This window comes from Runella sp. SP2 (assembly GCF_003711225.1).
Lineage (GTDB): Bacteria > Bacteroidota > Bacteroidia > Cytophagales > Spirosomataceae > Runella.
In genome coordinates this window covers 5857391-5870589 of sequence record NZ_CP031030.1, presented here as the reverse complement: position 1 = coordinate 5870589, position 13199 = coordinate 5857391, and the positions used below count along the sequence as shown (strand labels likewise).

The 13199-nt window shown below is 43.0% G+C and carries 11 protein-coding genes; 8 read left to right on the top strand and 3 right to left on the bottom strand.

Annotated elements, in window-relative coordinates; translation table 11 throughout:
- Window positions 1-50 precede the first annotated feature (50 nt).
- Window positions 51-1100, bottom strand: coding sequence for a TlpA disulfide reductase family protein (locus DTQ70_RS23610; protein ID WP_122933078.1), 1050 nt, complete (start codon window positions 1098-1100; stop codon window positions 51-53).
- Between the two features lie 103 nt (window positions 1101-1203).
- Window positions 1204-1269 carry a hypothetical protein gene (locus DTQ70_RS31280; protein ID WP_310588037.1) on the bottom strand — a complete coding sequence of 22 codons (66 nt, stop codon included), beginning with the start codon at window positions 1267-1269 and terminating at the stop codon, window positions 1204-1206.
- Between the two features lie 217 nt (window positions 1270-1486).
- Here DTQ70_RS31280 and DTQ70_RS23600 point away from each other — a divergent pair, with 217 nt between their 5' ends.
- Together DTQ70_RS23600 and DTQ70_RS23595 are read left to right on the top strand one after the other, a co-directional pair.
- Window positions 1487-3475, top strand: a complete 1989-nt coding sequence (locus tag DTQ70_RS23600) for an alpha-L-fucosidase (protein WP_122933077.1) — start codon at window positions 1487-1489, stop codon at window positions 3473-3475.
- The gene (locus tag DTQ70_RS23595) at window positions 3472-4977 is read left to right on the top strand and encodes a c-type cytochrome domain-containing protein (RefSeq protein ID WP_122933076.1); all 1506 of its coding nucleotides are present in this window, start codon (window positions 3472-3474) and stop codon (window positions 4975-4977) included. The genes DTQ70_RS23600 and DTQ70_RS23595 overlap by 4 nt, the downstream gene beginning before the upstream one ends.
- Here the strand turns inward: DTQ70_RS23595 and DTQ70_RS23590 are convergent, their stop codons facing one another.
- Entirely contained in the window at window positions 4978-5745 is a 768-nt protein-coding gene (locus tag DTQ70_RS23590) for a cyclase family protein (protein ID WP_122934535.1), read from the bottom strand.
- Window positions 5746-5900: 155 nt separating this feature from the next.
- Between DTQ70_RS23590 and murD the strand changes: the two genes are divergently transcribed.
- From murD to ftsA, 6 genes are all read left to right on the top strand, one after another.
- Window positions 5901-7256 carry a UDP-N-acetylmuramoyl-L-alanine--D-glutamate ligase gene (gene murD / locus DTQ70_RS23585; protein ID WP_122933075.1) on the top strand — a complete coding sequence of 452 codons (1356 nt, stop codon included), beginning with the start codon at window positions 5901-5903 and terminating at the stop codon, window positions 7254-7256.
- Window positions 7257-7271: 15 nt separating this feature from the next.
- Window positions 7272-8441: an FtsW/RodA/SpoVE family cell cycle protein gene (locus DTQ70_RS23580; RefSeq protein ID WP_122933074.1), complete on the top strand. Its 1170-nt coding sequence runs from the start codon at window positions 7272-7274 to the stop codon at window positions 8439-8441.
- Between the two features lie 8 nt (window positions 8442-8449).
- On the top strand, window positions 8450-9541 hold the full coding sequence (murG, locus tag DTQ70_RS23575) for an undecaprenyldiphospho-muramoylpentapeptide beta-N-acetylglucosaminyltransferase (protein ID WP_122933073.1): 1092 nt from the start codon (window positions 8450-8452) through the stop codon (window positions 9539-9541).
- Between the two features lies 1 nt (window position 9542).
- Entirely contained in the window at window positions 9543-10925 is a 1383-nt protein-coding gene (gene murC, locus DTQ70_RS23570; RefSeq protein ID WP_122933072.1) for a UDP-N-acetylmuramate--L-alanine ligase, read from the top strand.
- 5 nt (window positions 10926-10930) lie between these two features.
- Window positions 10931-11695: a cell division protein FtsQ/DivIB gene (locus DTQ70_RS23565; protein ID WP_122933071.1), complete on the top strand. Its 765-nt coding sequence runs from the start codon at window positions 10931-10933 to the stop codon at window positions 11693-11695.
- Between the two features lie 69 nt (window positions 11696-11764).
- Complete coding sequence (gene ftsA / locus DTQ70_RS23560; protein WP_122933070.1) at window positions 11765-13129, top strand: cell division protein FtsA; 1365 nt, start codon at window positions 11765-11767, stop codon at window positions 13127-13129.
- Window positions 13130-13199: the final 70 nt, after the last annotated feature.

Below are 13199 nucleotides of genomic sequence, written 5' to 3'. Positions count from 1 at the left end.
GTTTTGGCTGCAAGATAATACGAAAACCTAACTTTTGCGAAAGCCGCCCCTTACTTTACCAGTTTTTCTAAGTCCGTCCAACGAATCTTTTTTTGTTTGATTGTACCATCGGGGCTAATCAACACATTATCGGGAATTCCTGAAATCTGGTAATCATAAACGACATCCCCTTTTTTTCCCTTGGTATTCAAAACGTGAATAAAACATTCCAAGCCATCTGCTTTAATGGCTTTTAGCCACTCTTTTTTCTCCGAATCTTGTGAGACATGAATAATGGTTACAGGTAACTGGCTTAAAACAGGCATCATCATTGGCCATTCTTTATTTTCTCCCCGACACGGGCCACACCATGAAGCCCAAAAGTGAAGTAAAACATAACGACCTCTGTAATCTGACAGCTTGTGTACTTTATTTTCTACGTCAACGAGTTCAAATTCTGGAGCTATATTTCCCTCTCGTAGGGTAAATTCTTTTATTAGATATTCACTTATTTTTTGCCCATACGATGATTTTTTTACCGCTTCAGAGAGCATATCAAAGCGTTTTTTTAATTCATTAACAGGAAGCAAGTTACTCAGATGAACTATTTCAAAAAGAACCAAAGCTGACACTTGATTCGCCGACTTTTGAACAATAAAATCCGTAATTTTTTGTATAAATTGGGTATAAGCAGTGCTCCGAAGACTCATTAATGAGTCATTATCCAATGAATCGACGGAAGGTGATAATTTTAAAATCTGTTGTTGAAAATTTATATAGTCTTTATGTACCTTCTGAAAAGAAACGTTTATGAGAGTATTGATGAGGTACTTTACTTCTCCTCTTGGATTAATCTCAATAGATAATGGCCTATTTTTTTCTAACACTAGGTAAACTTCTCCATCAAACGCACTAGAGCGTAATGTAAACAAACTTGGTTCTCTGAGCTTACTCGTAACTACAAAACACTCATTTACAATTCTTACGGAGTCGATAGTTTCATTAGATTGATTAATTACGTAAACCTTACCCGATTTGATATTGGGGCATTTTCCTGTTAAATTTTGCGCAGATAGCTCAGAATACTCCAGAAGCACAAGTAAAAACAATAGACTCCTCATAAGAATTTTACAAATAGCACTCTTTGAGAACGCTTAAAACCAATTATTTATGCGTAAAGCAACACTGCTTTTATGTCTTGACTCTCTAAATACTCATAATCTGCTAATATCTCTGTTCAGTCATGCCAGAAGCTAATAATTGTAGCAGTTGTGCTACTGTAAATCGCATGTTACGAATCGTCGGACGTCCGTTACAGACAGCAGGATTTATTGTAATTCTTTCCAGAAGCGTTTCCATAGCTTTGTTTGTTTTCAATAAGTTTAAACTCACAACAAGTTTACATTCAAAATCATAGAAAAACAAACCTCTCTTTCTTCTCAGTTAGCCGTTAAAGAATAGCCTACTCTTTGTCTTTGGTAGTATGGCTACTAAATTCCCTTTTCCAATGAAACGGTTATACATCTTCCTGTTCGGGCTACTTTCCTGTACGGCCCTTGCCCAAACGCCTTTGCGCCGCTCCGAAAGTTATTTCGGCTTACATTTTGATTTTCATGCCACTTTGCAAGACACACTCATCGGTAAAACCCTCACCGATAAGATGATAGACTCACTTTTAACAAAAGTAAAACCCGATTTTATTCAGGTAGATTGTAAAGGTCATTCAGGCGTTACGAGCTACCCGACCAAAGTAGGAAACCCGCCCAAGCGGGTCGAAAAAGACATCTTAAAACTCTTTCGAGAAGTTACCCTGCGCCGAGGCGTAGCGTTGTACGTTCATTACTCAGGTGTGTGGGACGATGAAGCCGTTAAACACCATCCCAATTGGTCGCAGATTGATTCAGAAGGCAAACCAGACCGCCAAAAAGCCTCGCTCTGGAGCGCTTATGCCGATAGTTTGCTCATTCCACAGTTAAAAGAAATCAGCGATTATGGCGTCAACGGAGTATGGGTCGATGGCGACTGCTGGGCAACCAACCCCGATTATTGCCAAGCTGCTATCGACGAATTTCGATTTATCACTGGCATCCAAGACATTCCTCGTAAAAAAACCGACCCTAACTATGACAAATGGCTGGAGTTCCACCGCGATGCTTTCCGTCGGTACGTCCGCAAATATACCGATGCCCTCCACGCTTACAACCCTCGTTTTCAGGTAGCAAGCAATTGGTCTTTTTCGGCCATGATGCCCGAAAAAGTGGACATCAACGTCGATTTCTTATCGGGCGATACCGAACCCCTCAACGGCGCCAACCAATCGGCTTTTCAGGCGCGCAGTCTAGCGCCTCAGGGCAAACCCTGGGACTTGATGTCGTGGAGTTTTGGGTACGGATGGGAAGACCAAGTAAAATCACCCAAAAACGCCATTCAACTTTCGCAAGAAGCTGCTCAAGTGATTTCGATGGGAGGCGGTTTTCAAGCCTATTGGACCCAAGAGCGAGACGGAAGTCTGCCTACTTTTTCGTACCAAACCATGAGCGATTTGGCGAAGTTTTGCCGCCAACGACAAGCTTTCACCCAAAATACCAAGCCCATCCCGCAAGTGGCCTTGCTTTATTCCAACGTAGGTTACAAAAGTCAGCTAACGACTGTTTATAACACTGGAGATGGCAAACAACAACCCATGATTGGCACCCTCAATGCGCTACTGTACAGTCAATTACCCGTCGAAATTTTGCAAGAACATCACCTCCGTGGCCGTACACAAGCCTACCCGCTTATCGTCATTCCCGAATGGAAAAAAATCGACGAAACGCTTAAAGATGAGTTAATCGAGTACGTGCGCCAAGGTGGAAATTTGTTGGTTACTGGCAGTGAAACGGTGAAATTATTTGAAGCTCAATTAGGCGTTCGTCTCAGCACTTCCACCCAAACCATTTCCAATTGGGGATTTGGCCAACTTCTGACGGGTACCAAAGCTACGTTTCGGCCTTTTGAGCCACTTTCGGGTACTCAGACGTTTGGACAGTGGTTTTCGGGAGGCGACCTCCATTATGGAGAAGGTCCTGTTGCATCCATTGCTTCATTTGGCAAGGGCAAAATCGCGGGCATTTATTTTAATTTTGGCGAACAACATTACAAGCGCGAAACCTACGTCGGAAGAGATTTTTTAGGTACATTGGCCAAACAATTGTTTCAACCCCAAGTAACCGTGAGTGGTTCTAAGTACGTGAACGTTGCACTCAATCAAAAACAAGGAACCACTTTCGTAAACCTCATCAATATGGCAGGAAATCACGCCAACAAGGCCATTCATGCCAGTGACGAAATTCCCCCTTTATACAATTTAAAAGTAACTGTGAAAGCACTCTTGCGCCCCAAACAAGTAACGCTTCAACCCGAAAATAAGCCGATTCCGTTTGCGTATAAAAACGGAGAAATTACCTTTACCATAAGCAAATTAGACATTCACTCCATCGTCGCCATCAAACCATGATTTTGTTACAAGCTTCTTCCGATTGGGCCGCTTTTATTGGACGTTTTCACCCTGTATTGGTGCACTTACCCATTGGGTTTTTACTCCTAGCGGGACTACTCGAACTGGCGCGCTTGACCAATAAGGTAGAAGTAAAAGACTCGACGATTTCATTTATTTTGTTTTGGTCAGCCATTGGAGCTACGGCATCCTGCATTGCGGGCTATTTGTTGTCGTTGGGCGGAGGCTATGAAACCGAACTGCTTGAAGAGCACAAATGGCAAGGGATTTGGGTGGCTGTCGCTTCGTGGGTTGCGTGGGTTTCTAAGACCGATTTGTTATTTCAAAACTTCAAATTTGGCGGTCTTTTGTACCTTCCTGCCTTGGCAATAGGTGGCCTTTTTACAATGGTCGCAGGGCATCATGGCGGTTCTCTGACGCACGGAGAGGGGTATCTTACCCAAGAAACGCCCGAACCCTTTCGAGCGTGGGCGGGCATGGAACCCAAAACCGAAAAAGGGGGTGATGAAATCAAGCCCATTACCGACGTCAACAATGCTTTGGTCTATCAAGACATCGTCAACCCCATACTGAAAGCACGATGTGTTCAGTGCCATAACGCAAAAAAATCCAAGGGCGATTTGCGAATGGATGAAATAGAATTATTGAAAAAAGGGGGAGAAAATGGCCCAGTTTTTATTGCAGGAAAATCCGACGAAAGTGAACTCATTAAGCGCTGTTTGCTCCCACTAGAAGACGAAAATCACATGCCCCCCAAAGGAAAAACCCAACTTTCGGAAGGGCAAGTGGCTATTTTATCTTGGTGGATTGACCAAGGTGCACCCGTGGACAAAAAAGTGGCAGAACTTAAAACAACCGACGCCGTTAAACCCGCGTTGGCAGCCCTCAACAAACCACAGTCTGCTGAAGGTAACGCATCTTCTACTAGCCAAAAAGATGAGTTAGCGTCTCTTAACGTGTCCGCTCCCAATGCCAACGACATCGAAGCCCTCAAAAAAGTAGGCGTTTTGGTTACGCCCATTGCCACAGGCAGCCATTTGTTAGACATCAACGCCGTCAACGCCAGCGGTCTAACAGATAGCCAACTTGCGCTTTTGGAACCTCTTAGCGAACAAATCGTTTGGGTAAAATTAAACAATACTCGCATCACCGACCAAGCCGCAAGCACCCTCAGCCAACTCAAAAATTTGCAAAAATTACATCTTGAAAATACAGCGATTTCAGATGCCTTACTCCAAAAAATCAAGGACTTACCTCGTCTGACGTACCTCAATTTGGTCGGCACAAAAATCACCGACCAAGGGCTTAAAGAACTCGCAGCTGCTAAAAAATTGACCAGCCTTCACCTTTGGAAAACTAACGTAACCGAAGCAGGGGTGAGCGCGTTGAAACAAGCCAATGCTACTTTAGAAATCACCACAGGCATTAACGAGCAACAAATTGCTGAGTTTGTTAAATTGGGTCAAAGCGCTCCCAAACCCGAAGAGGCCAAGAAAAAATAATCATTCGTTTAAAATTGCCACAACACGCGCGGGGGCAGCCGATGCTCCCACAATTTTGAGGGGAAAAACACATACTTTAAAGCCCGTTGGCGGTAATGCGCCCAAGTTGACCAACTGTTCGATGTGACAGTACTCTTTTTCGCGACCTACTAGGTGAGCTTGCCAAAACAAATCACGATTGCCCGATTCTTTGGCTTTCTGAATCATGTACCGCATGGGTAAATCCCATCCCCATTGGTCAATACCCATTACTTTGATTCCTTGGTCAATGAGCCATTCGGTCGCCTCTTTGCTCATCCCCGTTCCTACATCTGCAAATTGCTTCGTTCCGTTGAATTTATCGCGTCCTGTTCGGATGAGTACAATCATTCCTGCTTGTAAGCGAACGCCCATTTTTTGCAAATTTTCTTGTATATCCTGTAATGTAATGACATCAAAATCTGCTTTGTGAGTCATATCAATAACCACTCCGTCGCCGTAACACCATTCCAATGGTATTTCATCAATGGTTTTGGCGGGTTGTCCCGCCACGGTTGGGTAATAATGCCAAGGCGCATCAAGATGCGTAGTCGCATGAACTCCCATATGTTTAATAGTGTCATCTGCCCAGCCTACAAAATCCTTGGGGAAGAGTCGGAAAGGTAAACCCAGAAAGCGAATCAGCCACCGAGCGGCTTTATGAGGTTTATGTTTAATTTTTACCCGCATAAACCAAGGGTCTTCGGCATTAAAGCGAATTGGTTTGGAAAGGTCTATAATTCGTGGCATATCAGTGAGAAACGTGTTTTTTTGGGGTTCGATATTAAGCATATTTAAGGTTTTTTTTAAAGATTAGTCGTTTTTATTTCTTTGCAATTTCCTATAAAAAAGCCTTAATTTGGGTTGAGTTTTCATTCTTTGCTTTACCTCTTACATTTTTATTGATGAACCCCCAAGATTCGTTCAGAATCGTCGTCTTAGGTGGCGGCGAAAGTGGCGTTGGCGCGGCCTTATTGGCTCAAGCCAAAGGTTTTGACGTATTTTTATCGGATAAGGGCTCCCTTACCGAGGAATATCGGGGTATTTTGGCTGCAAACAATATACCATTTGAAGAAGGTAAACATACCGAAACTATTATTCTTTCGGCAAAAGAAGTAATAAAAAGTCCAGGTATTCCTGACAAAGTGCCGTTGATTAAAAAATTATATGAACAAGGCACACCCGTTATTTCTGAAATTGAGTTTGCATCACGTTATACAAAAGCAAAAAAAGTTGCCATTACGGGCAGCAATGGTAAAACTACCACGACTTTATTGATTTATCACCTTCTTAAATCGGCAGGCATCAACGTTGGATTAGCAGGAAATATCGGTGAGAGTTTTGCCAAACAAGTCATCGACGATACCTTCGACTGGTTTGTACTCGAACTTAGCAGCTTTCAGTTGGACAACATGTACGAGTTCAAAGCCGATGTTGCAGTTCTACTCAACATTACCCCCGATCACCTCGACCGTTACGACTATACTTTCCAAAAGTACGTCGATTCAAAATTTCGTTTGTTACAAAATCTCCAAGCGAGCGACGATTTTATTTATTTCATCGACAACGAACCTATTGCCCTCGAACTTGCCAAGAAATCATTCAATGTCAACCACTTACCTATTTCTTTCTTGAAAAAAGAAAAGAATGGCGGTTTTTTTCAGGAAGGAATTTTGCATCTCACTCGCAATACACGTACTTTTGATATAAACGCAAACGAGTTGCCCATCAAAGGCCCTCACAATGCTATAAACGCGATGGCAGCAACCTTGGCGTCTATGGCGGTAGGATTGACCGATGAGCAAATCAAGAATGGATTGCTGACTTTCCAAAATGCGGCCCACCGCTTGGAACCTGTAGCCGAAATCAACGGAATCAGTTTCGTTAATGATTCAAAGGCCACCAACGTCGATTCCGTTTTTTATGCGTTAAATAGCTTTGATACCCCTATAATTTGGATAGCTGGCGGACTTGACAAAGGCAACGATTATACCCAAATCGAACCTTTGGTACGCCAAAAAGTAAAAGCCCTTATCTGTCTGGGCAAAGATAACAGCAAACTTCTCTCGTTTTTCGCTTCTATTGTCCCCGTAGTCATTGAGACACAGGACGTTAAAGAAGCGGTACAGTATGCCTTGTCGTTTGGTCAACCAAATGACGTTGCTCTTCTATCTCCAGCATGCGCTAGTTTTGATTTGTTCAACAACTACGAAGACCGTGGTGAACAGTTCAAAGCGACTGTACGAAGTTTTATTTCCTAACTCACATTTAGAAAGATGAACAAGAACGAGATGAACACGGGGACAATTCGCCCTTCTACATTAGAGCATTGGGACAATATCAAAAATTGGTTGAGTAGAAACCTCAAAGGCGATGTCGTCATTTGGGTGATTGTCGCCATTTTGTCGCTTGTGAGCTTACTGATTGTTTACAGCGCTACAGGTACACTCGCGTACCAACGTGGAGGTGGTTATCCAGAAACATTTTTGTTCAAACACGTTTTTTATACCAGTATTGGGTTGTTTGTGATGTGGTGGGTTCACCGCGTCAATTACACGTACTTTTCTCGTCTCTCACGAGCGGCACTTCTTATTTCCATTCCTTTGTTGATTTTGGTAAAAGTAGCAGGGGTTACCATCAACGGCGCGACACGTTGGTTAGCCATTCCTGGCACAGGTTTTACTGTCCAGCCAGCCGATTTTGCCCGTTTAGCCCTCATTGCGAACCTCGCTGCGATGCTCGCCAAACGCCAACGCGTGGAATACAGCTGGCAGGTTTTTGGTAAAATGATTTTGTGGGTAGGTATTATTTGTTTTTTCATTGCCCTCACCAGTACCTCCACCGCCGTATTGCTTGGTCTATCTTGTTTTTTAATGTTCTATATCGGACGAGTTCCTGGAAAATATCTGATTGCCATGATTGTTGCCATCGGCATCACTGGTGGACTAGGGCTTGTTGCTGGTCAACGACTTGAAACCGCGGTTGGGCGTATCGAGCGTTTCCTCGACAATGACGAATACCAAGCAAAACAAGGGTTTATTGCCATTGCCAACGGGGGAACTTTTGGCCAAGGGCTTGGTAACAGTCACCAGCGCAATTACCTTACCCAAGCTTATTCTGACTTTATTTATGCCATTATCATCGAAGAATATGGTCTTGTGGGAGGGGTTTTTATTATGTTACTCTACGCCATTTTACTCGTGAGGGGCGTCCAAAATATTGGCGGCACCAATCGAGCCTTCGGTGGGCTACTGTCCGCAGGGCTCACATTAAGTATTGGTTTACAAGCATTTACTAATATGGCCGTCGCTGTAGGGGCTTTCCCAGTCACTGGCCAACCACTACCTCTTCTCAGTATGGGAGGAACATCTGTATTCTTTACTTGTATCTCACTCGGAATCATCCTGAGTGTAAGTAGAGGCGAAACCGACGAAAGTGCTATTTAAGAAAACCTATGAAGAAAGTAATCATAAGCGGAGGAGGTACTGGAGGGCATATTTACCCTGCCATCGCCATTGCCAATTCCCTAAAAGCCATTGATCCTACCATACAGATTTTGTTTGTGGGAGCATTGGGAAAGATGGAAATGGAAAAAGTCCCCAAAGCGGGTTATGAAATCATTGGCCTGCCTATTTCGGGAATAAAACGTGAGCTTTCGGCCGATAATCTCTCGTTTCCTTTCAAACTAACGCGTAGTTTGTTGAAGGCCAGAAGCATTATCAAAAGCTTTCAGCCCGATATAGCCATTGGCGTGGGAGGATTTGCCAGTGGACCATTGTTGATGGTTGCTTCCTTGATGGGCATTCCAACGCTTATTCAGGAGCAAAATTCGTACGCAGGAATTACCAATAAACTCTTGGCAAAACGTGCCAAAGCCATTTGTGTAGCCTACCCCAACATGGAGGCTTTCTTTCCAAAAAATAAGCTCAAACTAACAGGTAATCCCGTTAGGAATGATATTGTGGATAGTATAAACAAACGCGAATTAGCCTATGAGCGTTTTGGTTTGCAACCTAATCACAAAACTTTGCTCGTCATTGGTGGAAGTTTGGGCGCAAAAACCATCAATGAAAGTATCGAAGCTGGCCTGAAAATGATCATAGATTCGGGCTACCAAGTGCTTTGGCAAACAGGAAAACCCTATGCAGAACGTGCAAAAGCAGCTGTAGAGGCACTAAAAACACCCTATGCTCGGGCTTTTGATTTTATCTATGAAATGGACTTGGCCTATGCCCTTGCCGACGTAGTGGTATCTAGGGCTGGTGCATTATCAGTATCGGAGTTATGTTTGGTAGAAAAACCAGCTATTTTGGTTCCTTTCCCTTACGCATCCGAAGACCATCAAACCAAAAATGCGATGAGCTTGGTAGAACAAAACGCGGCACTTTTGGTGAAGGACAAAGACGCCAAAGACGAACTTGTTCAAACCACATTGCGGTTGTTACAGGATGTCGATAAACAGCAAGAATTAAGCAAAAATATCAAGAAACTAGCAAAACCTAACGCGGCAAAAGAAATTGCAGAAACCGTACTAAGTCTGATTTAAAATGAATATTCAACATTTCAAATACATCTACTTTCTTGGCATCGGAGGCATCGGTATGAGTGCATTGGCGCGTTGGTTCAACATCAACGGCTTTGCAGTAGCTGGCTATGACCGTACTGCTACTGCCCTCACCGACACCTTAGAACAAGAAGGAATTTCGGTTCATTTCGAAGATGATATTGCGCGCATTCCTGCGAATTTTTTGAAGGACACCGCTCAAACATTGGTTGTATTTACCCCTGCTATACCAGCTGATCACTCAGAGTATAATTACCTTAAACAACATGGGTTTATCCTTCAAAAACGTTCTCAGGTTTTAGGTTTAATCGCGGGTGGAATGTTTACGATTGGGGTGGCGGGAACCCACGGTAAAACAACAACCTCTTCGATGACAGCGCATATTTTACGGCATTCGGGCATCAATTGTGCCGCTTTTTTGGGTGGAATCACGCAAAATTATGGTACCAATATGTTGCTAAATGAACCAACAGACGAATTAAAAAAAGTACCATGTGTTGTTGAAGCCGACGAATTTGATCGGTCGTTTTTGACCCTTTTTCCCGAAATTGCGATAGTTACCTCCACTGATGCCGACCACTTGGATATTTACGGCACTCACGACTCGGTACTTGCTTCTTTTTCGGCTTATGTAAGTCAGATAAAGCCCCAAGGGCGCTTGTTCATGCGCAAAGGGCTACAATTAGCCGAAAAGACCCAAGCCAAGGTTTTTGAGTATTCTATCGACGAAGGTGACTACCACGCCGAAAACGTGCGTATCGAAAATGCTTGTTTCCTCTTTGATGCGGTACATCCAAACGGAATCATCAAAGACCTAACCCTCAAAGTCCCTGGTTTTCATAACGTTGAAAATGCCATTGCTGCCATCGCCGTAGGTTTGGAAATAGGTCTCTCAGACGACCAAATTCGTGCAGCCATCGCATCGTTTGGAGGTGTAAAACGCCGTTTTGAATATTACCTCAAAACCGATACCAAAGTCTTAATTGATGATTATGCCCATCACCCCGCAGAGGTAAAAGCATTTTTGTCATCAGCCAAGGCGCTTTACCCAAATCGGCACGTAACGGCTATTTTTCAGCCGCACTTGTTCAGCCGTACGCGTGATTTTGCCGACGAATTTGCTGAAAGTTTATCGTTGGCAGACCGTGTTATCTTATTGGATATTTATCCCGCTCGTGAGTTACCAATCGAAGGGGTAAGCTCCGATTTAATATTCCAAAAGATAACATGTGACAAAGTGCAATGTTTGAAGTCGGAGTTAATAGATGTACTTAAACAACAAACATGTGATGTTGTAACAACCATTGGGGCAGGGGATATTGATCGGTACATTTTACCCATCAAAGACGTGTTGCAAACAACTTAACGACCATGAAACGCTGGATTTGGATCATTTTAGGGGTATTAACGATTGGAGCAGTGTTATTTTACGTTGAGTATCAACAAAATAACAAACGATGTAAAAGTGTCGTGGTGAGGCTCGATAACAAAGCAGAGTATCCTTTTTTTAGCGAACAAGACATCAAAGACCTACTCACTGTGAAAGGAGTTGATGTGGTTGAAGGGATGAATTTTTCGGATATTAACTTTAAAGGGCTCGAAAAAAGAGTCCTAAAAAACCGTTTGATAAAAAAATGTGACGTTTTTCGAGATTTATCAGGAAATTTGGTCGTAGCAATCGAACAGCAACGCCCCATTGGCCGAATAATGGGTAACTTTAACGAAGCAACTCAGTCAATAACGGCCGAATCAGGGGGGTACTTAACGGAATCTGGGGACATTATTCCTCTTTCTGGACGATTTGCCGCTCGTACGGTTATTCTTTCAGGCGATTTTTTCAAAAATGCCAAAGCCATCAAATCTCCCAAAGGAGAACAGCTGATAGAGTTTTTAAAACAGCTACAGCAAAATTCTTTTTGGAAATCTCAAGTGACCGAAGTGATTGTGGCAGAAGACGGAGAACTAACATTAACCCCCCAAGTGGGACAACACCAAATTGATTTTGGTTTTCCAGAAGACGCAGACCTCAAATTTGAGAAGTTAAAGGTCTTTTATAAGACCATCCTTCCCATCAGTGGTTGGGAAAAATACCATCGAGTAAGTGTAAAATTTAAAAATCAGATAGTGTGTGAATAATCCTTTTCTATTCATCACCAACCTATCAATAGTACATATCATAAGTTTTTATTAAAGCCTTAGCACATCATGTCAGAACACGAAATTTATTTAGGAATAGACATTGGTAGCACCAAAGTAGCTGCGGTTTTAGCAAAACCCAAAAAGCTAAGTAACCATACGATGCTTCAGGTGATAGGGATGGGGTCAGCCCGCAATGAAGGTGTTCATCGTGGGAACATCAATAACCCTATTAAAACCAAAGACGCCATTCGTCAAGCGCTCGAAATGGCAGCCAAAAAAGCGGATCGCATTGATTTGTTATCTCATAACCTATTCGCATCTGTCAATGTAAGTGGGACACACTTAGCAACAACGTCGGAAACAGGCTCCGTGGCCTGCCACGCCGTTGGTGTGCAAGGAAGAGATGTAAAATCGTTGTTTGAAACCATGCAGCAAACGTTTGATTCTGATACGAATCAAATTATTCACTTGCTTCCACTCAAGTTTTCGGTTGGAGAACAGCACGAAATTATTGACCCTGTTGGGCATACTGGACTTAAATTAAGCGGTGATTTTAAAATCATTACCGCAAAAAAATCGGCGTTGCACCAAATCAAAGACTCACTCCAAAAAGCGAACCTTTCGGTCAATGAAGAAGATGGTTTTTCGGCTTCTCCACTGGCTTCTGGCTTGGCTATTCTTTCCGAAGACCACAAAAGCCTAGGGGTTGTACTTGTTGATATTGGCGGCGGAACTACCGACATTGCCATTTATCACGATGGGTTATTATGTCATACTGTAGTCTTACCTTTTGGAGGCAATCACATTACGAACGATATTCGCGAGGGCTGTCATCTTACCCATGAAAGCGCTGAAGAAGCCAAAATATTCCTTGGCGAAACCGAGCCAAAAAACTGTTCACTCAACACAATGTTGGTTATCCCAACTGCCGAAGGTATTCCACCCATCGAAATTGTAGCACGAAATGTCATTTTGATTGCCAGAGCTAGATTGCGTGAAATCGCCGCTTTAGTTCTGTCCGAAATCAAAAAAGCAGGATATGAGCACAAATTACGTGCAGGAATCATATTGACGGGTGGGACGTCAAAAATTAAGGGAATTGAGAGCATTTTTCGAGAAATCACAGGAATGTACGTTCAGATTGGCTCGCCAAAAAACCTCGAACGAAGCAATAGCGCGCTTGATTCGCTTATCACTGACCCATCTTACACTACAGCACTAGGGTTGGCCTGGTCTAGTGTAAAACCACTCGATAAACGAATCGAAAAAACAACGGTTAGTCCTGAGCCAGAGCAAAAAAAACCAAGCAGTAGCTGGTCTATCCCTGGTTTTCGCAAAAGCACGTCTCAGGAATCAACCATTAAAGAAATCAGTACCTTTATTTGGAAAGGTCTTACCCAAGATGACATCAAAGGACACGACGATTATTAATAAAGGCCAAAATATCCCTACCTAGTTTGTTTATTTTTAAGAAAATATGGTTTTTGCACGAAAAAACGTT